The 24,804-nt window shown below is 57.2% G+C and carries 24 protein-coding genes; 15 read left to right on the top strand and 9 right to left on the bottom strand.

Translation table 11 applies throughout. From position 1 onward, the window contains the following. Window positions 1-14: 14 nt before the first annotated feature. Window positions 15-1,445 carry an alanine/glycine:cation symporter family protein gene (locus tag CWM57_RS22510; RefSeq protein WP_074387105.1) on the bottom strand — a complete coding sequence of 477 codons (1,431 nt, stop codon included), beginning with the start codon at window positions 1,443-1,445 and terminating at the stop codon, window positions 15-17. A gap of 202 nt (window positions 1,446-1,647) precedes the next feature. On the opposite strand from CWM57_RS22510, the gene tal reads away from it, so the two are divergent. The 3 genes from tal to CWM57_RS22495 all read left to right on the top strand — a co-directional run bounded on the left by tal (window position 1,648) and on the right by CWM57_RS22495 (window position 4,712). Then, window positions 1,648-2,601: a transaldolase gene (tal, locus tag CWM57_RS22505; RefSeq protein ID WP_061155827.1), complete on the top strand. Its 954-nt coding sequence runs from the start codon at window positions 1,648-1,650 to the stop codon at window positions 2,599-2,601. Window positions 2,602-2,700: 99 nt separating this feature from the next. After that, on the top strand, window positions 2,701-3,288 hold the full coding sequence (gene mog / locus CWM57_RS22500; RefSeq protein ID WP_008807503.1) for a molybdopterin adenylyltransferase: 588 nt from the start codon (window positions 2,701-2,703) through the stop codon (window positions 3,286-3,288). A 119-nt stretch (window positions 3,289-3,407) separates the two neighbouring features. Continuing rightward, the gene (locus CWM57_RS22495) at window positions 3,408-4,712 is read left to right on the top strand and encodes an MFS transporter (RefSeq protein ID WP_061155826.1); all 1,305 of its coding nucleotides are present in this window, start codon (window positions 3,408-3,410) and stop codon (window positions 4,710-4,712) included. A gap of 56 nt (window positions 4,713-4,768) precedes the next feature. Here CWM57_RS22495 and satP read toward each other — a convergent pair whose 3' ends face one another. From satP to CWM57_RS22480, 3 genes are all read right to left on the bottom strand, one after another. Beyond that, window positions 4,769-5,335, bottom strand: a complete 567-nt coding sequence (gene satP, locus CWM57_RS22490) for an acetate uptake transporter (protein ID WP_012542907.1) — start codon at window positions 5,333-5,335, stop codon at window positions 4,769-4,771. A gap of 88 nt (window positions 5,336-5,423) precedes the next feature. Continuing rightward, a complete protein-coding gene (gene msyB, locus CWM57_RS22485; protein ID WP_008807500.1) occupies window positions 5,424-6,173 on the bottom strand; it encodes an acidic protein MsyB in 750 nt (249 codons plus the stop codon). A gap of 27 nt (window positions 6,174-6,200) precedes the next feature. Then, window positions 6,201-6,605: a DUF2541 family protein gene (locus tag CWM57_RS22480; protein WP_008807499.1), complete on the bottom strand. Its 405-nt coding sequence runs from the start codon at window positions 6,603-6,605 to the stop codon at window positions 6,201-6,203. Window positions 6,606-6,991: 386 nt separating this feature from the next. Here CWM57_RS22480 and dnaK point away from each other — a divergent pair, with 386 nt between their 5' ends. From dnaK to nhaR, 4 genes are all read left to right on the top strand, one after another. Beyond that, the gene (dnaK, locus tag CWM57_RS22475) at window positions 6,992-8,908 is read left to right on the top strand and encodes a molecular chaperone DnaK (protein WP_100631972.1); all 1,917 of its coding nucleotides are present in this window, start codon (window positions 6,992-6,994) and stop codon (window positions 8,906-8,908) included. Window positions 8,909-8,995: 87 nt separating this feature from the next. Then, window positions 8,996-10,129, top strand: coding sequence for a molecular chaperone DnaJ (gene dnaJ, locus CWM57_RS22470; RefSeq protein WP_008807497.1), 1,134 nt, complete (start codon window positions 8,996-8,998; stop codon window positions 10,127-10,129). 175 nt (window positions 10,130-10,304) lie between these two features. Beyond that, the gene (gene nhaA, locus CWM57_RS22465) at window positions 10,305-11,480 is read left to right on the top strand and encodes a Na+/H+ antiporter NhaA (RefSeq protein WP_074387124.1); all 1,176 of its coding nucleotides are present in this window, start codon (window positions 10,305-10,307) and stop codon (window positions 11,478-11,480) included. A 54-nt stretch (window positions 11,481-11,534) separates the two neighbouring features. Then, window positions 11,535-12,431, top strand: coding sequence for a transcriptional activator NhaR (gene nhaR / locus CWM57_RS22460; RefSeq protein WP_061155822.1), 897 nt, complete (start codon window positions 11,535-11,537; stop codon window positions 12,429-12,431). 118 nt (window positions 12,432-12,549) lie between these two features. On the opposite strand, the gene rpsT is transcribed toward nhaR, so the two are convergent. Then, window positions 12,550-12,813, bottom strand: coding sequence for a 30S ribosomal protein S20 (gene rpsT / locus CWM57_RS22455; protein WP_003018940.1), 264 nt, complete (start codon window positions 12,811-12,813; stop codon window positions 12,550-12,552). 329 nt (window positions 12,814-13,142) lie between these two features. On the opposite strand from rpsT, the gene ribF reads away from it, so the two are divergent. The 7 genes from ribF to CWM57_RS22410 all read left to right on the top strand — a co-directional run bounded on the left by ribF (window position 13,143) and on the right by CWM57_RS22410 (window position 20,338). Further along, entirely contained in the window at window positions 13,143-14,081 is a 939-nt protein-coding gene (ribF, locus tag CWM57_RS22440) for a bifunctional riboflavin kinase/FAD synthetase (protein WP_100676410.1), read from the top strand. A 43-nt stretch (window positions 14,082-14,124) separates the two neighbouring features. Next, window positions 14,125-16,941 carry an isoleucine--tRNA ligase gene (gene ileS, locus CWM57_RS22435; protein WP_100676447.1) on the top strand — a complete coding sequence of 939 codons (2,817 nt, stop codon included), beginning with the start codon at window positions 14,125-14,127 and terminating at the stop codon, window positions 16,939-16,941. Beyond that, window positions 16,941-17,441, top strand: a complete 501-nt coding sequence (gene lspA, locus CWM57_RS22430) for a signal peptidase II (protein WP_061155820.1) — start codon at window positions 16,941-16,943, stop codon at window positions 17,439-17,441. Before ileS ends, lspA begins: the two co-directional genes overlap by 1 nt. A gap of 117 nt (window positions 17,442-17,558) precedes the next feature. Continuing rightward, window positions 17,559-18,008 (top strand): FKBP-type peptidyl-prolyl cis-trans isomerase, encoded by a 450-nt coding sequence (fkpB, locus tag CWM57_RS22425; RefSeq protein ID WP_100676409.1) that lies wholly within the window; start codon window positions 17,559-17,561, stop codon window positions 18,006-18,008. Between the two features lies 1 nt (window position 18,009). Next, window positions 18,010-18,960, top strand: a complete 951-nt coding sequence (gene ispH, locus CWM57_RS22420; protein ID WP_074387103.1) for a 4-hydroxy-3-methylbut-2-enyl diphosphate reductase — start codon at window positions 18,010-18,012, stop codon at window positions 18,958-18,960. Window positions 18,961-19,027: 67 nt separating this feature from the next. Beyond that, on the top strand, window positions 19,028-19,942 hold the full coding sequence (rihC, locus tag CWM57_RS22415) for a ribonucleoside hydrolase RihC (RefSeq protein ID WP_100676408.1): 915 nt from the start codon (window positions 19,028-19,030) through the stop codon (window positions 19,940-19,942). 30 nt (window positions 19,943-19,972) lie between these two features. Continuing rightward, the gene (locus CWM57_RS22410; protein ID WP_100676407.1) at window positions 19,973-20,338 is read left to right on the top strand and encodes a DUF805 domain-containing protein; all 366 of its coding nucleotides are present in this window, start codon (window positions 19,973-19,975) and stop codon (window positions 20,336-20,338) included. On the opposite strand, the gene CWM57_RS22405 is transcribed toward CWM57_RS22410, so the two are convergent. Continuing rightward, window positions 20,286-21,215, bottom strand: a complete 930-nt coding sequence (locus tag CWM57_RS22405) for a LysR family transcriptional regulator (protein WP_074387102.1) — start codon at window positions 21,213-21,215, stop codon at window positions 20,286-20,288. The genes CWM57_RS22410 and CWM57_RS22405 overlap by 53 nt on opposite strands. A 92-nt stretch (window positions 21,216-21,307) precedes the next feature. On the opposite strand from CWM57_RS22405, the gene CWM57_RS22400 reads away from it, so the two are divergent. After that, complete coding sequence (locus tag CWM57_RS22400) at window positions 21,308-21,937, top strand: hypothetical protein (protein ID WP_100676406.1); 630 nt, start codon at window positions 21,308-21,310, stop codon at window positions 21,935-21,937. Window positions 21,938-21,942: 5 nt separating this feature from the next. Here the strand turns inward: CWM57_RS22400 and CWM57_RS22395 are convergent, their stop codons facing one another. From CWM57_RS22395 to CWM57_RS22385, 3 genes are all read right to left on the bottom strand, one after another. Then, window positions 21,943-22,647, bottom strand: coding sequence for a response regulator (locus CWM57_RS22395; RefSeq protein ID WP_100676405.1), 705 nt, complete (start codon window positions 22,645-22,647; stop codon window positions 21,943-21,945). Then, window positions 22,640-24,268 (bottom strand): sensor histidine kinase, encoded by a 1,629-nt coding sequence (locus tag CWM57_RS22390; RefSeq protein ID WP_100676446.1) that lies wholly within the window; start codon window positions 24,266-24,268, stop codon window positions 22,640-22,642. Before CWM57_RS22390 ends, CWM57_RS22395 begins: the two co-directional genes overlap by 8 nt. Window positions 24,269-24,439: 171 nt before the next feature. After that, window positions 24,440-24,804 (bottom strand): sodium ion-translocating decarboxylase subunit beta (locus tag CWM57_RS22385; RefSeq protein ID WP_072269019.1); only part of this gene is annotated, 365 nt, incomplete at its 5' end.

Below are 24,804 nucleotides of genomic sequence, written 5' to 3'. Positions count from 1 at the left end.
CTGCGATTGCCGCGCTATTCGCGCGGCAGTTCATTCCAGGCGCCCGGGGCCAGCTGCTGGTGAATATCCGGGTAGCGGGCCGCATCGAAAGTGGGCTGGATGCCCAGCCGCCGCTGGCGCAGATAATCGCTGGCGATAATCCGCACCGTCGGGGAGAGCAGCAGGATGGCTGTCAGGTTGGTCATCGCCATCATCGCCATGATGATATCCGCACTCTGCCAGACGACGGGCAGGCTAACCAGGGTTCCCAGCAGCACCATCAGGACGGTGAGTATACGCAGCGCCCAGATATAGCGCGGCTTGTCCAGACGCAGAAAGACCAGATTATTTTCTGCATACACGTAGTTGGCCACGATAGAGCTAAAGGCGAACAGCAGCACGATGAGGGCGATAAAATCCGCTCCCCAGCCGCCGATCAGCACGCTCATTGCGTGTTGCAAGTCCTGAATACCATTGAGCGTATATTCATTGTCGGGGCGCGGCGCCAGCATGACGATAATCGCGCTGGCAGTACAGATCACGATGGTATCGATAAACACGCCAATCATCTGTACGATCCCCTGCGCTGCCGGATGCGGCGGCCAGGAGGCGGCGGCCGCGGCGGCGTTAGGCGAAGAACCCATCCCTGCTTCATTGGAGAACATGCCGCGCTGGAAGCCGCTGGTCAGCGCCTGGCTGATGGAGTAGCCCACCGCGCCGGCGGCAGCTTCCTGCCAGCCGAAGGCGCAGCGAAAGATGGTGGCAAAAATGGTCGGCAGGGCGGTGATGTGCCACAGGCCGATGAGCAAGCTGGTGGCGATCCACAGCAGCGCCATGACGGGCACCAGCCACTGCATCAGGCGCGCCACGCCGCGCAGGCCACGGAGAATGGCCAGGAAAACGAAAATGGCCAGCACGCCGCCGCTGACTGCCGCCGGCAGATCGAACGCATAGTGCAGGGCATGGGCCACCGAGTTAGCCTGCACGGTGTTGAAGATAAATCCATAGGCCAGCAGCAGGAGGATCGAAAACAGAACGCCCATCCAGCGCATGCCGAGGCCGCGCGCCATATACCACGCCGGGCCACCGCGAAACTGCCCCTGGCTGTCGCGCTCTTTGTATAGCTGGGCAAGGGAACACTCAGCGAAGCTGCTGGCCATGCCGAGCAGGGCGGAAACCCACATCCAGAATACGGCTCCAGGCCCGCCGGCGGCGATCGCCAGCGTCACCCCGGCAAGGTTGCCGCTGCCGACCCGGGCGGCAAGACTGGTACAGAGCGCCTGGAAGGACGTTAAACCACCCGGCTGCGGGTGCAGGCTTTTTTTCAGACTGCGGCCGAATTTGCGCACGTAGCGGAACTGAATACCCCGGGTTTGCCAGCTAAACCAGATACCCGCGCCCAGTAACAGATAAATCATCACTGAGCCCCAGAGTATTTCATTGATAAATGAGAGAAAATCAGGCATTAAACATCCTCTTGTCCATGCCGGTACGCTTGTGTAAGCGTTACCAATTAAGTGACAATCCTTTCGCTTTCAGCAAATTAAGCGGCGCAGTTTATCACACTCTGCGCTCTTCTCTCGTCGGCGGTTGCGCTGACCCGGCAGCGTGTTATCATCTGGGCAGACCGGTTACATCCCCTTAACTGCTGTTTAAGAGAAATATATCATGACGGATAAATTAACTTCTCTGCGTCAGTACACCACTGTCGTCGCTGACACCGGAGATATTGCGGCAATGAAGCTGTATCAGCCTCAGGATGCCACCACTAACCCTTCCCTGATTCTCGGCGCGGCTCAGATCCCTGAGTACCGTAAGCTGATTGACGACGCTGTGGCCTGGGCACGTAGCCAGAGCAGCGATCGCGCGCAGCAGATCCTCGATGCTTCCGACAAGCTGGCGGTGAACATCGGTCTCGAAATCCTGAAGCTGATCCCGGGCCGCATTTCTACCGAAGTGGATGCACGCCTCTCCTATGACACTGAAGCGTCTATCGCGAAAGCCAAGCGCATCATCAAGCTGTATAACGACGCGGGCATCAGCAACGATCGTATTCTTATCAAGCTGGCTTCCACCTGGCAGGGCATTCGCGCTGCTGAACAGCTGGAAAAAGAAGGCATCAACTGTAACCTGACGCTGCTGTTCTCCTTCGCTCAGGCTCGCGCTTGCGCCGAAGCGGGCGTCTTCCTGATTTCGCCGTTTGTGGGCCGTATCCTCGACTGGTACAAAGCGAACACCGACAAGAAAGAGTACGCGCCGGCAGAAGATCCGGGCGTGGTTTCCGTTAGCGAAATCTACGAATACTACAAGCAGCACGGCTATGAAACCGTAGTGATGGGCGCCAGCTTCCGTAACGTTGGCGAAATCCTGGAACTGGCCGGCTGTGACCGCCTGACCATCGCTCCGGCGCTGCTGAAAGAGCTGTCTGAAAGCGAAGGCGCGATTGAGCGTAAACTGGTTTATACCGGTGAAGTGAAAGCGCGTCCGGAACGTATTACCGAATCTGAATTCCTGTGGCAGCATAACCAGGATCCGATGGCGGTAGACAAACTGGCGGAAGGTATCCGTAAGTTTGCGATCGACCAGGAAAAACTGGAAAAAATGATCGGCGAACTGCTGTAATCCCGCAGGTGGCCGACGCCCGTCGGCCACATTACACTGTCTGTCCCGTCTCCGGCAGTGTATCATTTCGTTTAACGCCACAGTTTGAACGGAATAACCATGAATACCTTACGAATCGGCTTAGTTTCCATCTCCGATCGCGCCTCCAGCGGCGTCTATCAGGATAAAGGCATCCCGGCACTGGAAGAGTGGCTGGCGCGTGCCCTCACCACCCCTTTCGAACTGCAAACCCGCCTGATTCCGGATGAGCAGGTGATCATTGAGCAAACGCTGTGCGAACTGGTTGACGAGATGGGGTGCCATCTGGTGCTGACCACCGGCGGAACCGGCCCTGCGCGTCGCGATGTGACGCCTGACGCAACGCTGGCGATTGCCGATCGCGAGATGCCGGGCTTCGGCGAGCAAATGCGCCAGGTTAGCCTACACTTTGTGCCGACGGCTATCCTTTCCCGGCAGGTCGGGGTGATCCGCAAGCAGGCGCTGATCCTTAACCTTCCCGGACAACCGAAAGCGATTCAGGAAACCCTCGAAGGGGTAAAAGATGCTGACGGCAAGGTTCTGGTGCACGGTATTTTTGCAAGTGTACCTTATTGTGTACAGTTGCTCGAGGGCCCTTATGTCGAAACTGATGGCCGTGTGGTAGAAGCATTTCGTCCTAAGAGCGCCAGGCGCGAAACTTTATCCTGAATTTGATGCATTTGTGACATAACCTGCATCGCTGATGGTGTGCCGTTTTATTTACGATATAGTGCTGTTTACTTTACACGCTATAAAACACGCTGCACACCTCAGGATGAAATCGCGTTATGTCATATGCAAACCGACCGCTCAACCGCCAGGATTATAAAACGCTGACGCTGGCCGCCCTTGGCGGCGCGCTGGAGTTTTATGACTTTATCATCTTCGTTTTCTTCGCCGCCGTCGTCGGCGAACTCTTCTTCCCCGCTGATATTCCGGAATGGCTGCGCCAGGTGCAGACCTTTGGCATTTTCGCCGCTGGTTATCTGGCGCGCCCGCTGGGAGGGATCATCATGGCCCACTTTGGCGATCTGGTGGGACGCAAGAAAATGTTCACCCTCAGCATCCTGCTGATGGCGTTGCCGACCCTGGCGATTGGCCTGCTGCCGACCTATAGCTCGGTGGGCATTGCTGCGCCGTTGCTGTTGCTGCTGATGCGTATTCTGCAGGGGGCGGCAATCGGCGGCGAGGTTCCTGGCGCCTGGGTGTTTGTCGCTGAGCATGTCCCGGAAAAACGCATTGGTATCGCCTGCGGTACGCTGACGGCCGGCCTGACGGTTGGCATTCTGTTGGGGTCGGTGGTGGCGACGCTTATCAACACCAGCCTGACGCCGCAGGGGATCCACGACGGCGGCTGGCGGATCCCCTTTCTGCTGGGCGGTGTATTTGGTCTGATTGCGATGTATCTGCGTCGCTGGCTGCAGGAGACGCCGATTTTTCTTGAGATGCAGCAGCGTAAAGCGCTGGCGCAGGAGCTGCCGGTAAAAGCGGTGGCGCTCAAGCACCAGAAGGCGGTGGTGGTCTCTATGCTGCTGACCTGGCTGCTGTCGGCGGGCGTGGTGGTGGTGATCCTGATGTCGCCGGTCTGGTTGCAGAAACACTATGGCTTTGCGCCGGCGATTACCCTGCAGGCTAATAGCATCGCCACGATTATGTTGTGCATCGGCTGTCTGCTCGCCGGGCTGGCGGCGGACCGCTTTGGCGCCAGCCGGACTTTCATCGTCGGCAGCCTGCTGCTGGCGGTTGCCAGCTGGGCATTTTACCACCTTTCCGGCGCCAGCCCGCAGCGGCTGTTTCTGCTCTACGGCACGGTGGGGCTCTGCGTCGGCGTGGTAGGGGCGGTGCCTTATGTCATGGTGCGGGCCTTCCCGGCTGAAGTGCGCTTCACCGGCATCTCATTTTCCTACAACCTGTCGTACGCGATCTTTGGCGGCCTGACGCCGATTGCGGTCACCATGCTGATGGGCGTGTCGCCGATGGCGCCAGCCTGGTATGTGCTGGCCCTCTCGCTGATGGGGTTAGGATTAGGTATCTGGCTGCGTCAGGGGCTGACGGCGTCGGCGGGATTGCCGGAAGGGGAACTGCAGCGTTGAGTCTGGTCTACCGATGATGACCTGCCGCCGCCCTGTGACAGGACGGCGGCGGACGATTAACGTGGTTCGCCGATCGGCAGCACGGTGCGGCCGAACTGCTCGTTCAGCACTTCACCCATCGCCAGGTAAATAGCGCTGGCGCCACAAACCAGGCCGACCCAGCCAGCGACTTTCACAATGCCTTCGTTATCCACCAGATGACCAATCGCCAGCAGCGCGAACAACACGGTCAGGCTCAGGAAGACAAACTGCAGCATGCGGGCTGCTTTCAGGGTGCCAAAGAACATAAACAGGGTAAAGACCCCCCACAGGCCGAGGTACATGCCGAGGAAGTGCGCGTTCGGCGCTTCCGCAAGACCCATTTTCGGCATCAGGAGGATAGCCACCAGCGTCAGCCAGAAGCTGCCGTAGGAGGTAAAAGCGGTTAAGCCAAAGGTGTTGCCTTTCTTGTATTCAAGCAGGCCGGCAAAAATTTGCGCAATGCCGCCGTAAAAAATGCCCATCGCCAGGATAGCTACATCGAATGCGAACAGGCCGCTATTCGCCAGGTTAAGCAGAATAGTGGTCATGCCGAAGCCCATAAGGCCCAGCGGTGCCGGATTAGCCAACTTAGTGTTGCCCATAATTCCTCAAAATTATCATTAAAAGGGAAGCATTACCCCGCGACTTGGCGGCGGGGCGCGGCATAATAATGAGGCGCTGAAGGGCTGTCTATGATCTGGCGGGGTATTTTTCACCAATTTCTGTTGCGCCCGACGGCGGCTGGATCATTTGCCGTAAACAGGCAATATGCAGGACCGCAGGGATGGTGACCCGGTAAGCGCTGCCGCTCACCGCTTTGACGCTGTTCAGCGCGGCGCCGAGCGGCCCGCCCAGCCCGGCGCCGCGCACCAGACCATGACCAATAACGCTTACGGCGGCATGGGTGCGCAGAATGGCGGTTAAGCGCTCGTCCAGCAACAGGGCGACCCCTTCGCTTAGCTTGCGGTGCCTCAGCAGATGGGGCAACAGATTTTCCAGCTCATGGCTCCGGCAATCCACCGCGGCAAGAAATTGTGCCTTTTGCTCCGCATCCAGCTTATTCCAGCTGTGCTGCAGGAAATGTTCCAGTAACTGCTGTTCGATCTGCGGCGTCGTCATCTGTTTGTCGACCTTCGCCTTCAGCCGTTTACACACATCCAGCAGGATCGCGCGATAAAATTTGCCGTGGCGGCGTAGGGTGTTGGCGATGCTGTCGCCGCCAAAATGCTGTAGCTCTCCGGCAATCAGCTGCCAGTTGCGGCGATAGCGTTCAGGGTGGCCCTCCATTGCTAAAAAGGTCTCGTTGCGCAGCAGCGTGCTGGAGAGGCGGGGTTTGCCGTTTTCGCCGTGGGTCAGAATACGGGTAAAAGCTTCCAGATGCGCCTCGCTGCACTCAGGAAGAAAGGCCAGATCGTCATCTGCCAGATAGTTAATATGCATAAATCATCCCTCCTCAGGATAACGAGGTTAGTCGTCGCCGATAATTTTTAATGAGGCCATATCTGAGGAGTGGACCGTGTGGCCGGAGAAGGCGATTTTCTTCACACAGCGTTTGCTGTCGTTATCGCTATTGATGTTGATCCAGCCGGAGGTGCTGCCCTCTTTTATCCCGGCGGGGACGTTCAGCGTATGGCTGGCGCCGCGGCTGGCCTTAAAGTAGACCGTCGCCCCGGAGAGCTGTACATCGCCGCGTTCGGCGCTGAGCTGAATGCGTTTGACGACCCGACAGACCGGGAGTTTCAGCGTCAGGTCGTTGGTTTCATTGCGCGGCATGGCTACCACACCGAGGATTTTATGGTCGTTGGCGGCCGCCGAGGTGATAAACGATAAGCCGAGGATAAGCCCCGCGGAAATCCGGAATAGTGGTTTCATCAATATGTCCCCTGAATAAGTAAAGTGCGACGGCGAGGGATATTATCACCAGGGGCGTGGGGCCATTAGCGCGCAAGTATTGCGGGTTATGTCAATGATATTATGAATATATTTTGTTTTTACATTCATCATTTATATATGCATTTCGCTGCCTCTTTTGGCGCCTGACAATGTCGATCGGGACGCTTTTCACGACTCAAGTCGGGGCCCGGTGCAAAAAATTTTTAGGCTTGCCCCTTGATGCCGGGGTGGGCGACCCCATCTTGTAGTCAACCGCAGTGAAGAACCTGAAAAAAAATGATGTCTGGGCAGTTGAAACCGCACGTTTCGCCCTTATTACAGGTTCACAACCACATGTTGATCGAATTTTTAGTGGAGACGTTTAGATGGGTAAAATTATTGGTATCGACCTGGGTACTACCAACTCTTGTGTAGCGATTATGGATGGCACTACTGCACGCGTGCTGGAGAACGCCGAAGGCGATCGCACCACGCCTTCTATCATTGCCTATACCCAGGATGGTGAAACTCTGGTTGGTCAGCCGGCTAAACGTCAGGCAGTGACAAACCCGCAAAACACCCTGTTTGCGATTAAACGCCTGATTGGCCGCCGCTTCCAGGACGAAGAAGTTCAGCGTGACGTTTCTATCATGCCATACAAAATTGTTGCCGCAGACAATGGCGACGCATGGCTGGATGTGAAAGGCACCAAAACTGCACCGCCGCAGATCTCTGCTGAAGTGCTGAAAAAAATGAAGAAAACGGCTGAAGATTACCTGGGTGAACCGGTAACTGAAGCGGTTATCACCGTACCGGCTTACTTCAACGATGCGCAGCGTCAGGCAACCAAAGATGCCGGCCGTATCGCCGGTCTGGAAGTCAAACGTATCATCAACGAACCGACCGCGGCTGCGCTGGCTTACGGTCTGGATAAAGAAGTCGGTAACCGCACTATCGCGGTATACGACCTCGGCGGTGGTACTTTCGATATCTCTATTATCGAAATCGACGAAGTTGACGGCGAAAAAACCTTCGAAGTACTGGCGACCAATGGTGATACCCACCTGGGCGGTGAAGACTTCGATACGCGTCTGATCAACTACCTCGTTGATGAGTTCAAGAAAGATCAGGGCATTGACCTGCGTAACGACCCGCTGGCCATGCAGCGCCTGAAAGAAGCCGCTGAGAAAGCGAAGATCGAACTGTCTTCTGCTCAGCAGACCGACGTTAACCTGCCGTATATCACTGCAGATGCGACCGGTCCGAAACACATGAACATCAAAGTGACTCGCGCGAAACTGGAAAGCCTGGTAGAAGATCTGGTTAACCGTTCCATCGAACCGCTGAAAGTGGCCCTGCAGGATGCCGGTCTGTCCGTTTCCGATATCAACGACGTTATCCTCGTTGGTGGTCAGACTCGTATGCCGATGGTGCAGAAGAAAGTGGCTGAGTTCTTCGGTAAAGAGCCGCGTAAAGACGTTAACCCGGATGAAGCTGTGGCGATCGGCGCAGCGGTTCAGGGTGGTGTACTGACGGGTGAAGTTAAAGACGTTCTGCTGCTGGACGTTACCCCGCTGTCGCTGGGTATCGAAACCATGGGCGGCGTGATGACAGCGCTTATCAACAAAAACACCACTATCCCGACCAAGCACAGCCAGGTGTTCTCTACCGCAGAAGACAACCAGTCTGCGGTAACCATCCATGTGCTGCAGGGTGAGCGTAAACGCGCGTCTGATAACAAATCACTGGGTCAGTTCAACCTGGATGGTATTAACCCGGCGCCGCGCGGTATGCCGCAGATCGAAGTCACCTTCGACATCGATGCTGACGGTATCCTGCACGTTTCCGCGAAAGACAAAAACAGCGGTAAAGAGCAGAAGATCACCATCAAGGCGTCTTCCGGTCTGAATGAAGAAGAAATTCAGAAAATGGTTCGCGAAGCAGAAGCTAACGCCGAATCTGACCGTAAGTTCGAAGAGCTGGTACAGACCCGTAACCAGGGCGACCATCTGCTGCACAGCACTCGCAAGCAGGTTGAAGAAGCAGGCGACAAACTGCCGGCTGATGACAAAACGGCTATCGAGTCTGCGCTGACTGCGCTGGAAACTTCCCTGAAAGGCGAAGACAAAGCGGACATCGAAGCGAAAATGCAGGCGCTGGCGCAGGCTTCTCAGAAGCTGATGGAAATTGCTCAGCAGCAGCACGCTCAGCAGCAGGCGGGTTCCGCTGACGCTCAGGCGAGCAACGCGAAAGACGACGATGTTGTCGACGCTGAGTTCGAAGAAGTGAAAGATAAAAAATAATCGCCCTTTGAACGGGTAAAACACTGGCACGGGCGAAGAGGTTTCCTCTCCGCCCGTGCACGCATGTTAAGGGGCTGAAAAACACCGATGGCAAAGCAAGATTACTACGAGATTTTAGGCGTCTCCAAAACAGCGGAAGAGCGTGAAATCAAAAAGGCTTACAAGCGCCTGGCCATGAAGTATCACCCGGACCGCAATCAGGGTGATAAAGAGGCCGAAGCAAAGTTTAAAGAAATCAAAGAAGCGTATGAAATCCTGACTGATGCCCAGAAGCGTGCGGCCTACGATCAGTATGGCCATGCGGCCTTTGAGCAGGGCGGCATGGGCGGCGGCGGCGGTTTTGGCGGCGGTGCGGATTTCAGCGATATCTTTGGTGATGTCTTCGGCGATATCTTTGGCGGCGGACGTGGCCGTCAGCGCGCGGCGCGCGGCGCCGATCTCCGTTACAACATGGAGCTGACGCTGGAAGAAGCGGTGCGTGGCGTCACCAAAGAGATCCGTATTCCAACGCTGGAAGAGTGCGACGTCTGTCACGGCAGCGGCGCCAAGGCCGGCAGCAAGCCGCAGACCTGTCCGACCTGTCATGGCGCAGGCCAGGTGCAGATGCGTCAGGGCTTCTTTGCGGTACAGCAGACCTGCCCGCACTGTCAGGGACGCGGTACGCTGATTAAAGATCCATGCAACAAATGCCATGGCCACGGGCGCGTAGAGAAAACGAAAACCCTGTCGGTTAAAATTCCGGCAGGTGTGGATACCGGCGATCGGATCCGTCTGGCGGGCGAAGGCGAAGCCGGTGAGCATGGCGCCCCGGCAGGGGATCTGTACGTTCAGGTCCAGGTGAAGCAGCACGCTATCTTTGAGCGTGAAGGCAATAACCTGTACTGCGAAGTCCCGATCAACTTCACGATGGCGGCGCTGGGTGGTGAGATTGAAGTGCCGACGCTCGATGGCCGCGTTAGCCTGAAAGTGCCGGGTGAAACCCAGACCGGCAAGCTGTTCCGCATGCGTGGCAAAGGCGTAAAATCCGTTCGCGGCGGCGCCCAGGGCGATCTGCTGTGCCGCGTGGTGGTGGAGACGCCGGTAGGGCTGAACGAGAAGCAGAAGCAGCTGCTGAAAGAGCTGCAGGAGAGCTTCGGCGGTCCGACCGGGGAAAACAACAGCCCGCGTTCGAAAAGCTTCTTTGACGGTGTGAAGAAATTCTTCGACGACCTGACCCGCTAATTGCGCTTTTACTGATATCCGGCCCGGGCCTTGCTGCCCGGGTTTTTTTTGCCTTATGCCTCCTCTTTTATTCGTAAAAAACGAATGTTAAAGCAATTTAAATCTGATTTTTTCGAATTATCAGTGTGTGTATTATGCTTTTATCGAGTTATTCACCAACAGGATGAAAGTAAAAGTGAAACATCTGCAACGATTCTTTAGTAGCGATGCTTCCGGCGGCATTGTCTTAATCATTGCCGCCGTGCTGGCGATGGTGATGGCCAATACCAGCGTGACCAGCGGTCTGTATCACTCCTTCCTTGATACGCCAGTCCAGCTGCGTGTAGGGGCGCTGGAGATCAATAAGAACATGCTGTTATGGATCAATGATGCCCTGATGGCGGTGTTCTTTTTACTGATTGGCCTGGAGGTCAAACGTGAGCTGATTCAGGGCTCGCTGGCAAGCCGCCGTCAGGCGGTGTTTCCGGTGATTGCCGCCCTCGGCGGGATGGTTGTGCCAGCGCTGGTCTATCTGGCTTTTAACGCTCAGGATCCTGTCGCCAGAGAGGGGTGGGCGATCCCGGCGGCGACGGATATTGCCTTTGCCCTCGGTGTGCTGGCGCTGTTAGGGAGCCGGGTACCGACGGCGCTGAAGATTTTCCTGATGGCGCTGGCGATTATTGATGACCTCGGGGCTATCGTGATTATCGCGCTGTTTTATACCCACGACCTGTCCATGCTCTCGCTGGGCGTGGCGGCGGCGGCGATCGCGGTGCTGGTGGCCCTGAACCTCAGTGGCGTGCGGCGTACCGGGATCTATATTCTGGTTGGCGCGGTGCTGTGGACGGCGGTGCTGAAGTCTGGCGTTCATGCGACCCTTGCCGGGGTGATCGTCGGCTTTATGATCCCGCTCGAGGAAAAGCATGGCAAGTCACCAGCCAAAGCGCTTGAGCATGTTCTGCACCCGTGGGTCGCGTTTATGATCCTGCCGCTGTTCGCCTTCGCTAACGCTGGGGTTTCGCTGCAGGGGGTCACCCTTGCCGGACTGACGTCACTTCTGCCGCTGGGCATCATGGCTGGGCTGTTTATCGGCAAGCCGCTGGGGATCAGCCTGTTCTGCTGGCTGGCGCTGAAGCTGAAGTGGGCATCGCTGCCGGAGGGGACCACCTGCAAGCAGATCATGGCGGTGGGTATTCTGTGTGGGATTGGCTTTACGATGTCGATTTTCATTGCCACCCTGGCCTTTGGCAGCGTCGACCCCGCGTTGATCAACTGGGCCAAGCTTGGCATCCTGATCGGCTCAGTGCTATCAGCGGTCGTCGGATACCTCATACTGCGTCAGCGCGTGACGGATACTCGCCTCGCGGTATAACCTTTCTGCAGGAGAGCCTGCGTGGCTCTCCTGGACATTATCAGGGAGAGAAGCATGTCACATATCAACTACAACCATCTGTACTACTTCTGGCACGTGTATAAAGAAGGATCCGTCGTTGGCGCGGCGGAGGCGCTGTTTCTGACGCCGCAGACGATTACCGGGCAGATCAAAGCCCTGGAGGAGCGCCTGCAGGGTAAGTTGTTTAAGCGAAAAGGAAGGGGACTGGAGCCGAGCGAACTGGGCGAACTGGTCTTCCGCTATGCCGACCGCATGTTTACCCTCAGCCAGGAGATGCTCGACATCGTCAACTACCGCAAAGAGTCGAATTTGCTGTTTGATGTTGGCGTCGCTGATGCCTTATCCAAGCGGCTGGTCAGCGGCGTGCTGGATGCCGCCGTCGTCGAGAGTGAGCAGATCCATCTGCGCTGTTTTGAATCCACCCATGAACTGCTGCTGGAGCAACTGAGCCAGCATAAGCTCGATATGATTATCTCTGACTGTCCGATCGACTCGACGCAGCAGGAAGGGCTATTTTCGGTGAAGATTGGCGAGTGCAGCGTCAGCTTCTGGTGCATGAATCCGGCGCCGACGAAGCCGTTTCCGGCCTGTCTGGAAGAGCGACGGCTGCTGATCCCTGGTCGGCGTTCGATGCTGGGACGTAAACTGCTGAACTGGATTAACGTACAGGGCCTGAAGGTGGAGATCCTCGGTGAGTTTGACGATGCGGCGCTCATGAAAGCCTTCGGTGCCGCACATAATGCGATATTTGTCGCGCCGACGCTCTACGCGCATGATTTCTACCACGATGAATCGATTATCGAGATTGGCCGCATGGATAGCGTGATGGAGGAGTATCACGCCATCTTTGCCGAACGAATGATTCAGCATCCGGCGGTACAGCGCATTTGTAATCGCGATTATTCGTCACTGTTTACCGAACCCCGATAGCCTGCAGGCGTGGGCTGGCGTGGCTCGGGTCGCGCCAGTGCGCGCTACCGGGGAAGATGACAGGCATAAAAAAACCCGCTTTCGCGGGTTTCTTTAACAAAGTTCAGCAAGCAGGCGATTAAGCCAGTTTGTTGATCTGTGCAGTCAGGTTTGCTTTATGACGCGCAGCTTTGTTTTTGTGGATCAGACCTTTAGCAGCCTGACGGTCCACGATTGGTTGCATTTCGTTAAATGCTTTCAGTGCAGTAGCTTTGTCGCCAGCTTCGATCGCTGCGTATACTTTCTTGATGAAAGTACGCATCATAGAGCGACGGCTTGCGTTGTGCTTGCGAGCCTTTTCAGACTGAACGGCGCGCTTCTTAGCTGATTTGATATTAGCCAAGGTCCAACTCCCAAATGTGTTCTATATGGACAATTCAAAGGCCGAGGAATATGCCCGTTTAGCCTTCTTTTGTCAATGGATTTGTGCAAATAAGCGCCGTTTAACACCACAGCGCTTCATTACGTAGTGATGGCGCAAGATTCTACCAGCTTGTTGCAGGCGAATACAGCTTTTCCACCATAAAAATCGCCGGGCAGGGGCAGTTTTCCGGCTTTCTCTCGCTGAGTGAATGAATTCCTGAGAACTTTCTTTGCCGAGGCGCAATCGTTGGTTAACGTTGACAGTTGTACAAGGTATACTCGGACGATTTTCACTGTTTTGAGCCAGACATGAAGCTGATACGCGGCATACATAATCTCAGTCAGGCGCCGCACGGGTGCGTGCTGACCATTGGCAATTTTGACGGCGTGCATCGTGGGCATCAGGCGCTGTTGCAGCGGTTGCGCGAAGAGGGCCGCCAGCGCGGTCTACCGGTGGTGGTGATGATTTTCGAACCCCAGCCGCTGGAGCTATTTGCCGCCGATAAAGCCCCGGCGCGCTTGACCCGACTGCGTGAGAAGCTGAGCTATCTGGCAGAAAGCGGGGTCGACTATGTGCTGTGCGTGCGGTTTGACCGCCGTTTCGCCGCGCTGACTGCGCAGGATTTTATCAGTGAACTGCTGGTGCGCCGCCTGGGTGTGCAGTTCCTTGCCGTCGGTGATGATTTCCGCTTTGGCGCTGGTCGCCAGGGGGATTTCTTGTTATTGCAAAAGGCCGGAGCGGAATACGGCTTCGATGTGACCAGCACCCAGACCTTCTGCGAGGGTGGGGTGCGTATCAGCAGTACGGCGGTGCGCCAGGCGCTGGCCGATGACGATCTCCTGCTGGCGGAGACGCTGCTGGGCCATCCGTTTAGCATCTCCGGACGCGTCGTTCATGGTGATGAACTGGGCCGTACCATAGGTTTTCCGACGGCGAACTTACCGCTGCGTCGTCAGGTTTCCCCGGTTAAAGGGGTCTATGCGGTAGAAGTAACAGGGCTGGGCGACAAACCGATAGTGGGCGTCGCCAATATTGGCACCCGTCCAACGGTATCGGGGGTGCGTCAGCAGCTTGAAGTACATTTGTTGGACGTTGTAATGGACCTCTACGGTCGCCATATCAATGTAGTACTGCGTAAAAAAATACGTAATGAGCAGCGGTTTGCGTCGCTGGACGAGCTGAAGGCGCAAATCGCACGTGATGAGTTAACGGCCCGCGAATTATTTGGGCTCACCAGGCTGGCCTGAGCCACTGGTGTTTATCAAACCGAAATACGGAACCGAGAATCTGATGAGTGACTATAAATCGACCCTGAATTTGCCGGAAACAGGGTTCCCTATGCGTGGCGACCTCGCCAAACGCGAACCGGGAATGCTGGCGCGTTGGACCGATGATGACCTGTACGGCATCATTCGTGCAGCCAAAAAAGGCAAAAAAACCTTCATTCTGCATGATGGCCCTCCTTATGCGAATGGCAGCATTCATATTGGTCACTCGGTTAACAAGATTCTGAAAGACATTATCGTTAAGTCCAAAGGACTGACGGGCTATGACTCGCCGTACGTTCCGGGCTGGGACTGTCACGGTCTGCCGATCGAACTGAAAGTCGAGCAGCAATACGGTAAGCCGGGTGAGAAATTCACCGCCGCTGAATTCCGCGCCAAGTGCCGTGAATACGCCGCTGAGCAGATCGACGGTCAGCGTAAAGACTTTATCCGCCTGGGCGTGCTGGGCGACTGGTCGCGTCCGTACCTGACCATGGACTTCAAAACCGAAGCCAACATCATCCGTGCGCTGGGTAAAATCATCGGCAACGGTCATCTGCATAAAGGCGCTAAGCCGGTGCACTGGTGCGTTGACTGCCGTTCCGCGCTGGCGGAAGCGGAAGTGGAGTATTACGACAAAACCTCTCCGTCTATCGACGTGGCGTTCCACGCGGTAGACAAAGCCGCGGTACTGGCGAAATTCGGCGTAGCCGACGTCAACGGCCCGGTTTCCCTGGTTATCTGGACCACCACGCCGTGGACCCTGCCGGCTAACCGCGCCATCTCTCTGTCGCCGGAATTCGACTACGCGCTGGTGCAGGTTGACGGTCAGGCGCTGATCCTGGCGAAAGACCTGGTTGAGAGCGTGATGAAGCGCCTTGGCGTGGCGGATTACACCATCCTGGCGGCGGTACAAGGGGCCGAGCTTGAACTGATGCGCTTTAAGCATCCGTTCCTCGATTTCGACGTGCCGGCGATCCTTGGCGACCACGTGACGCTGGACGCGGGTACCGGTGCGGTGCATACCGCCGGCGGCCACGGTCCGGACGACTACACCATCAGCCAGAAATACGGTCTGGAAATCGCCAACCCGGTTGGCCCGGACGGTGCTTACCTGCCTGGTACCTATCCGTCTCTGGATGGCATCAACGTCTTCAAAGCCAACGACATCATCGTTGAGATGCTGCGTGACAGCGGCGCGCTGCTGCACGTGGAGAAAATGCAGCACAGCTATCCGTGCTGCTGGCGACACAAATCGCCGATCATCTTCCGCGCCACCCCGCAGTGGTTCGTCAGCATGGATCAGAAAGGCCTGCGCGCGCAGTCACTGAAAGAGATCAAAGGCGTGCAGTGGATCCCGGACTGGGGCCAGGCGCGTATCGAATCGATGGTGGCCAACCGCCCTGACTGGTGTATCTCCCGTCAGCGTACCTGGGGCGTGCCGATGTCGCTGTTCGTGCACAAAGAAACCCACGAACTGCACCCGCGTACCCTCGAACTGATGGAAGAAGTGGCAAAACGCGTTGAGGTTGACGGCATCCAGGCGTGGTGGGATCTCGATTCCCGCGACATCCTTGGCGATGACGCCGACAGCTACGAGAAAGTGCCGGATACCCTCGACGTCTGGTTTGACTCCGGGTCGACCCACTCTTCCGTGGTTGACGTGCGTCCGGAATTCGCTGGTCACGCCGCCGATATGTATCTGGAAGGCTCCGACCAGCATCGCGGCTGGTTTATGTCCTCGCTGATGATTTCCACGGCGATGAAAGGCAAAGCGCCATACCGCCAGGTACTGACCCACGGCTTCACCGTCGATGGTCAGGGCCGCAAAATGTCCAAGTCTATCGGTAACACCGTTAGCCCGCAGGACGTGATGAACAAGCTGGGCGCCGATATCCTGCGTCTGTGGGTGGCCTCCACCGACTACACCGGCGAAATGGCGGTCTCCGATGAGATCCTCAAACGCGCCGCGGACAGCTATCGTCGTATCCGTAACACCGCCCGCTTCCTGCTGGCGAACCTGAACGGTTTCGATCCAGCGAAAGACATGGTTAAACCGGAAGAGATGGTGGTGCTGGACCGCTGGGCGGTCGGCTGCGCGCAGGCGGCACAGGAAGATATCCTGAAAGCCTACGAATCCTACGACTTCCATGAAGTGGTACAGCGCCTGATGCGCTTCTGCTCCATCGAGATGGGCTCGTTCTACCTCGACATCATCAAAGACCGCCAGTACACCGCGAAAGCGGACAGCGTGGCGCGTCGCAGCTGCCAGACCGCGTTGTTCCACATCGTGGAAGCGCTGGTGCGCTGGATGGCGCCGATCATGTCCTTCACCGCGGACGAAATCTGGGGCTACCTGCCGGGCGATCGTGAGAAATATGTCTTCACCGGCGAGTGGTATGAAGGTCTGTTCGGCCTGGCCGACGACGAAGCGATGAACGACGGTTTCTGGGATGAGCTGCTGAAGGTGCGCGGCGAAGTCAACAAGGTGATCGAGCAGGCGCGTGCGGATAAGAAAGTCGGCGGCTCTCTGGAAGCAGCGGTCACGCTGTATGCCGATGCCGACCTGGCGGCCAAGCTCAACGCGCTGGGCGATGAATTACGATTTGTCCTGTTGACCTCCGGCGCCAACGTTGCCGATTATGCCCAGGCGCCGGCTGATGCCTGGCAGAGCGATCTGCTGAAAGGGCTGAAAGTGGTCCTGAGCAAAGCCGAGGGCGAGAAGTGTCCACGCTGCTGGCATTACACCAGCGACGTCGGCAAGGTAGCGGAACACGCAGAAATCTGCGGTCGCTGTGTCAGTAACGTCGCCGGTGACGGCGAGCAACGTAAATTCGCCTGATGAGTAAATCGATCTGTTCAACGGGGCTACGCTGGCTGTGGGTCGTCGTAGCCGTGCTGATTATCGATCTGGGTAGCAAATTCCTGATCCTCCAGAACTTCGCTCTGGGGGAGACGGTTCCGCTGTTCCCGTCGCTTAATCTGCATTATGCCCGCAACTATGGCGCGGCGTTTAGTTTCCTCGCCGACAGCGGCGGCTGGCAGCGCTGGTTCTTTTCCGGGATCGCGCTCGGCATTTGTGTGGTACTGACGGTACTGATGTACCGTTCGAAGGCGACGCAAAAGCTGAACAATATTGCCTATGCCCTGATTATCGGTGGTGCGCTGGGTAACTTGTTCGATCGCCTGTGGCACGGCTTCGTGGTCGATATGATCGACTTCTACGTCGGCGACTGGCATTTCGCCACCTTCAACCTCGCCGATAGTGCGATCTGCATCGGCGCAGCGCTGATTGTGCTGGAAGGTTTCTTGCCGAAACCGGCCGCGAAAGAGCAGGCGTAAATGTCAATGCCGGGTGGCGCTAAGCTTACCCGGCCTACAGAATTTGTGGCCGCCCGTCGGCCCGGTTAGCATAGCGCCACCGGGCAACCGGTGACCTAAAACAAGCGAGCAATTTGCATGTCTAAATCCGTACAGAGCAACAGCGCGGTACTGGTGCACTTCACACTGAAACTGGACGACGGCTCCACCGCCGAGTCCACGCGCAGCAACGGCAAACCGGCGTTGTTTCGCCTCGGCGACACCTCTCTGTCTGAAGGGCTGGAGCAACAGCTTCTCGGTCTGAAAGAGGGGGATAAAAAAGCCTTTTCGCTGGAGCCTGACGCCGCCTTCGGCGTAACGAGCCCGGACCTGATTCAGTATTTCTCTCGCCGTGAGTTTATCGACGCTGGCGAGCCGGAAATCGGCGCGATTATGCTCTTTACCGCAATGGATGGCAGCGAAATGCCTGGCGTGATCCGCGAAGTCAACGGCGATTCCATCACCGTCGACTTCAACCATCCGCTGGCCGGGCGCACCGTTCATTTTGATATTGAAGTGCTGGAGATCGATCCGGCGCTGGAGGAGTAACATGCAGATCCTGTTGGCTAACCCGCGCGGTTTTTGCGCTGGCGTTGACCGCGCTATCAGCATTGTAGAAAACGCGCTGACGCTGTATGGCGCACCGATTTATGTTCGCCATGAAGTGGTGCACAACCGCTATGTCGTGGATAGCCTGCGCAAGCGCGGCGCCATTTTTATCGAACAGATCAGCGAAGTGCCGGACGGCGCGATCCTGATTTTCTCCGCCCATGGCGTTTCGCAGGCGGTACGCAACGAAGCGAAGAGCCGCGACCTGACGGTGTTCGATGCCACCTGTCCGCTGGTGACGAAAGTCCATATGGAAGTCGCCCGCGCCAGCCGCCGCGGCGAAGAGTCGATTCTGATTGGCCACGCCGGCCACCCGGAAGTCGAAGGCACTATGGGGCAGTATAATAACCCGGAAGGGGGCATGTACCTGGTCGAGTCGCCGGAAGACGTGTTGACGCTGGAAGTCAAAAATGACGCCCGGCTGTCGTTTATGACCCAGACCACGCTCTCCGTCGACGATACGTCTGACGTTATTGACGCCCTGCGCGCGCGTTTTCCGAAAATCGTCGGTCCGCGCAAAGATGACATTTGCTATGCCACCACCAATCGCCAGGAAGCCGTGCGCGCGCTGGCGGAGCAGGCTGACGTGGTGCTGGTGGTCGGGTCGAAAAACTCCTCAAACTCTAACCGCCTCGCCGAGCTGGCGCAGCGAATGGGCAAAGCGGCTTACCTGATTGACGACGCCTCTGATATTCAGGAAGCGTGGGTCAAGGATGCGGCCTGCGTCGGCGTGACAGCGGGCGCATCGGCGCCGGATATTCTGGTGCAGAACGTCATTACCCGCCTGCAGGAGCTGGGCGGCGGCGAAGCCGTGCCACTGGAAGGCCGGGAAGAGAATATCGTCTTTGAAGTGCCGAAAGAGCTGCGTGTGGATGTCCGTGAAGTAGAGTAAGTTCTTTCCTCCAGCAGTATGAGAAGATGCCAGACTTAACGTCTGGCATTTTTTTTAGGGAGAAACCATGCGCTTACCGATCATTCTTGATACTGACCCGGGCATCGACGATGCTGCCGCCATTGCCGCGGCGCTGTTCGCGCCCGAGCTGGACCTGCAACTGATGACCACCGTGGCGGGCAATGTCTCGGTGGAGAAGACGACTCGTAACGCGCTGCAGCTGCTGCACTTCTGGAATGCCGATGTGCCGCTGGCGCAGGGAGCGTCGATGCCGCTGGTACGTCCGTTACGCGACGCCGCCTCGGTGCACGGCGAATCCGGCATGGAGGGGTATGACTTTGTTGAGCATCAACGTCAACCGCTGGCGAAGCCGGCCTTCCAGGCGATCCGCGATGCGCTGATGCACGCTGCCGAGCCGATCACCCTGGTGGCGATTGGTCCGCTGACTAATATTGCGCTGCTGCTGACCCAGTATCCGGAATGTGTGTTCAATATTCGCCGACTGGTGATCATGGGCGGTTCCGCGGGGCGGGGCAATTTCACGCCGAATGCGGAATTCAATATCGCTATCGACCCGGAAGCCGCTGCGAAAGTATTCCACAGCGGGCTGGAGATTGTGATGTGCGGGCTGGACGTCACCAACCGGGCGCTGCTGGCGGCAGATTACCTGGCGACGCTACCGACGCTGAACCAGACCGGTAAAATGCTTCATGCTCTGTTTAGCCACTATCGCAGCGGCAGCATGAGCAGTGGTTTGCGAATGCACGATCTCTGCGCTATTGCGTGGCTGGTCCGCCCGGAACTGTTCACTCTCCAGCCGTGCTTTGTGGCGGTGGAGACGCAGGGGACCTGGACCGCGGGCACCACGGTGGTGGATATCGAAGGACGACTGGGTCAGCCGGCGAACGCCCAGGTGGCGCTCGATATCGACGTGGAAGGGTTTCAGCGCTGGGCAGCGGAGGTGATTGCCCTGGCGCCGTGATAAATCACTCGATTTTCAAGGAAAGAAGCAATGACCTGTGGACAGGCGTATTTGAGCGGCTGGAAAGAGACCTTTAATTTTAGCGGCCGCGCCAGCCGGCAGCAGTTCTGGACGTTTTTTCTCATCAATGTACTGATCGCCACCGCGCCAGTGGCCGCCTGGAGTCTGGCCACCCTTGTTGACCCTCACTACGGTATCCTCAGCTTTGTTGTCATTCCCTTTGCCGCGCTCTGGCTGCTGTTGATGGCGATCCCCCTGCTGGCTGTTGGCTGCCGGCGGATGCATGATATCGGCCGCTCCGGGATCTGGTTTGTGCTGGGGGTTATCATTCCGTGGTTTGCAATTATTTCGCTGGCTCTGTGCTGCCTGCGTTCAGCGCCGGCACCGTCTCGCTGAGATAATCAATCATCGCCCGCATCCTGGCGGGCATATGTTTATCTCCCGCCCACAGCAGCCACAGGTCGCCGGAGTAGCTGCTGATGAATTCCCACTCGGGCAGCACCTGCACGATATCGCCCTTTGCCAGCGCCTCACGGGCGGTGAACAGCGGCAGACTGCCAATGCCCAGATGCTGCTTAACCGCGTCGAGGCGTACGGCGGTATGGTTGGCGGCGTACCGCCCGTAGGTTTGCACTGTTTCGCTTTTCCCTTCCCGGCGGAACTTCCAGCGCGCATCGGCGGGCGTTTCGCCAAGGCTGATGCAGCTATGCGCGCGCAGATCCTGCGGCGTGTGCGGCATACCGTGCCGTTGTAAATACGCCTCAGTGGCGCAGATAACGTGCCTGATTGGCATCAGCGGTTTGCCATGCAGACCAGGGGAAGGGGTATCGGTGATGCGCAGCGCCAAATCAATACCGTCATCGATAAAATCCAGAGGGCGATCTTCCAGCCGCAGGCAGACGTCAACCTGCGGGTAGCGGTGGAAAAACGCCATCATCAGCGGGTGGATCACAAAGCGGCCGACGGCTTTCGGTACGCTGAGCGTCAGCTTTCCCTGAGCGACCGTTTGGCGACTGCTGGCGGAATCTATCGCCTGCCGCGCCGCTTCCAGCATCTGCTGGGCATGCTGATACACCGTTTCCCCGGCATTGCTCAGTCGCAGTTTGCGGGTGGTTCGATGCAGCAGCTTGCTGCCCATCTCCCGCTCCAGTCGCGACACGCTGCGGCTCACGGCGGAGGGCGTCAGGCCGCTCTGGCGGGCGACGGCGGAAAAGCTGCCCTGGTCGACTATCTGGACGAAGAGGGCGAGGTCCGGCAGGAGGTTCAGATTCATTTGTGCTCCTGGAGCAAAAGTGCATTGGCGGGTGGTGGGATTATCGCTGTCGATATTATCAATATACTGGTCGGACAGAGAGGAGAATCACCATGACTGAACGAGTTTATTACACCAGCGATGCTACCGACGGGCGCGCCCAGATCATCGCCTGCACTGCAGAAGCGGATGGCCGTTACGCCATCGAACTGGATCGGACGTTGTTTCACCCGCAAGGAGGCGGTCAACCGGCAGACCGCGGCTGGATCGCCGGGCAGGTGGTTGAGACGGTTATTGTGCGCGGCGACAGCGTGCTGCATATCCTGTCGCAACCGCTTCCCCTCGGTGACGTGGAGATGAAAATTGATGCCTCCGCGAGACAGCTGCATGCCCGTCTGCATTCTGCCGGCCACCTGCTTGGCCTGGCGGGCGAACAGCTTGGCTGGCAACCGGTGAAAGCGCACCACTGGCCCGGCGAAGGGCGGATAACCTTCACCAGCAGGAACAATGCCGCGCTGCCGGACGCCAGCGCGCTGTTGACGCCGGTGAAGGCCTGGCAGGCGCAGGACTTACCGCGTCAGGTGACGTTCGCTGATGGCCTACGCCAGGTGGGATTTGGCGAAATGCCCGCTTATCCCTGCGGTGGCACCCACGTCGCCCGTCTGGCGGAGCTGGGCGACGTCGTCGTCAGCCAGATTAAAATGAAGAAGGGGCAACTGGTGGTCAGCTATACCCTGGCGTAAGCGTTTTATCTCTGCTCAGGATGGGTCTGCTTACCGTGATAGATGCGCTCAGGTCGGCCAACCTTGCCGTAGCTGATTTCCGCTTCCAGAAAGTCGTTCTTTACGCCTTGCTCCAGATAACGGCGGGCGGTGGTTTTGCTGCTGCCGAGGATACGGGCCAGCGAGTCGGCGGTATGTACCACCGACGGATCGGCAAACAGCTGGAGCACGCGCTGAAAGGTGCTTTCATCGATCCCGCGCAGCGGTACGCTGGCGGGTTCCGTTTGTTCCCGGGCCTGAATATTAAACAGCGCGTCGACATGGATCTGGCTGGCCTGTTCGCTGGAGCGGAGCGAGCTACGATAGCGGGCAAAGCGCTCCAGCGTGTGCTGCAGGCGCTGATAGTGCACCGGCTTAATCAGGTAATCGAACACCCCAAGACGCAGCGCTTCGCTGATGGTATCCATGTGATTATCTGCGGTAATAAAGATAATCCGTCCCTTGTAATGCGTACTGACAGCATGGCGGATCAGATCGATACCTTTGCCGTCGGGTAAAAAATTATCCAGCAGGATCAGCTGCGGTTGATACAGCCTGAGCTGTTTCCTGGCGCTCTCAAGCTTATCCGCAATGCCAATGACGTCGAACTGGGGAAACTGTTTAATGTTATCCACCAGGATCTCCGCCAGCATAGGTTCGTCTTCAACGATAAGAGTAGTGATGCTATCCATGATGTTCATCTCGGGTCAGGGGGATATAAAGCGTAAAGATGGAGCCAAAAGGAATATTATTTTCGACGACAATGCTGCCGCCTGCCTGTTCCACATAGCTGCGTACCAGCCAGAGTCCGATACCATGGTCTTTGCTGGTACTGCTGGTAACGCCGCGCTCGAAGATCCTGTCGCGCAGCGCCTCGTCAATGCCGCATCCCTGGTCGGCGATCTCAATGATCACTTCGTGACCGTCGCTGTTGATCAGGCATTCTATCTGCCTTGACCCCTGCGGCTGACGCAGGCTGGCATTGTAGGCGTTATCAAGCAGATTCCCCACGATCGAGATCCATTCATTGTGAGAAAGGGCGGTGGGTAATCTGTCAACGAAGCAGGCCGGATCGAAAACCAGCTCCAGACCGAGCTCTTTGGCCCGGTAATACTTGCCGATCAACAGTCCGGCCAGATGGTTATCCTGGAAATTCCGCGCGATAAAATCGATCACCTTCTGGTGACTTTCCGACTGCTGTTGGATCAGGTCCAGCGCATGATCGTAGCGTTTAAGAAACAGCAGGCCAGCGATAGTGGAGATCAGATTGCGATGCTCATGCTGCACGGCGCGCAGGTTATCGGCGTACTGTTGCACCTGGCTGAGCTGCAGGCTAAGGGTGTTGATATCGTCTTTGCTGCGAAAGCTGATCACCCAACCCTGTGGCTCATTGTTTAAGATCACCGCCATCCGGCTGGCGATCACTTTGATCTGATTGAAGGTGACGATTTCGTCTTTTTTATTGGCCTGTGGCGCATCGTAGAAAAAGACCTCCTGCGAGATAACGCTGTTGATCCCTTTGCCGATAAGCGTGGTTTCCGGTTGGCTCAAATTGAGCAGGCGGCGGGCAGTCTGATTAATTGCAGTGATTTTATAACCGGAGTCGATGGCGATAAGCCCTTCGAATACCGATTCAAACAACACGCTTTGCTGGATCAACAGCTGTGACAGCTGTTGGGGTTCCATATTGAGCATCTGCTTTTTGATATGCAGTGAGAAGCGGCGGGCGCAATAGAGCAGGAGCAGTAACATGATGGCCATCGGGATCAGCAGCGAGCTTATCTGCAGGCTGAGCCAGTTCTCCAGTTGCTCGATGGTATAGCCTACCGACACAATGCCGATCACCTTGCCGGTCTCGTCCTGAATCGGCGATTTACCGCGCAACGAGGATCCCAGCGAGCCTTTGCGCACTGACACGTAGCTTTTGGCGTTTATCAACGCCTCATCGCTATCGCCGCCTTCCATCGATTTGCCGATTTCATCAGGATTGACGTGATAGAGGCGCTGGCCGCTGGCATCACCGACGGTGATGTAGGTGGCGTCGGAGAACGAACGCATGGGGTCGATAAGGGCTTTGATTCTGGCGAGATCGCGTTTCTGTACCGCCTCCACCAGCTCCGGCATCGCCGAAATCTGCATCGCCTGAATCAGCGCCCGTTGCCCGACCTGATAATGCAGACGCTCCTCGGTAATGTCTGTCAGATACCATGACATCGCCAGCATGACGATCGTCGAGGTGAATAAGATCAGCAGGAAGATGCGATTCTGAAACGATCGCCTGGCAAACCAGTGGGTGATTTTTCGGGTGTACATTGGGTAGATAGACATTAAATTGTTATTCTCCCCGTTTTGCGCCCCCGGCGCCGACAGGTGGAGCACAGAACAGAAAATTTCAGACATGTGCCCGGCCCCGTCATGCCAGGTGTGGGTATCAAATCAGCCCGGAGGCGGGGCGACAGCCACACCTCCGGGAAGGATGCCGGCCTACATCGCCAGCACGTACTTGAGCATCACCCCGGCGGCGATCGCCGAGCCGATCACCCCGGCCACGTTCGGGCCCATGGCGTGCATCAGCAGGAAGTTCTGCCCGTCTGCCTCCAGACCCACCTTGTTCGACACCCGCGCCGCCATCGGCACTGCCGACACCCCCGCCGAGCCGATCAGCGGGTTGATCGGGTTCTTACTGAACCTGTTCAGCAGCTTCGCCATCAGCACCCCGGCGGCGGTCCCCACGCAGAAGGCGATCACCCCCAGCAGCAGAATGCCCAGCGTCTGCGGCTGCAGGAACTTGTCCGCCACCAGCTTGGCCCCCACCGACAGCCCGAGGAAGATGGTCACGATGTTGATCA

Source organism: Klebsiella sp. G-Nf4, from assembly GCF_002810615.1.
Taxonomy (GTDB): Bacteria; Pseudomonadota; Gammaproteobacteria; order Enterobacterales; family Enterobacteriaceae; genus Klebsiella; species Klebsiella variicola.
This window is presented reverse-complemented; position numbering and strand designations above follow the sequence as displayed.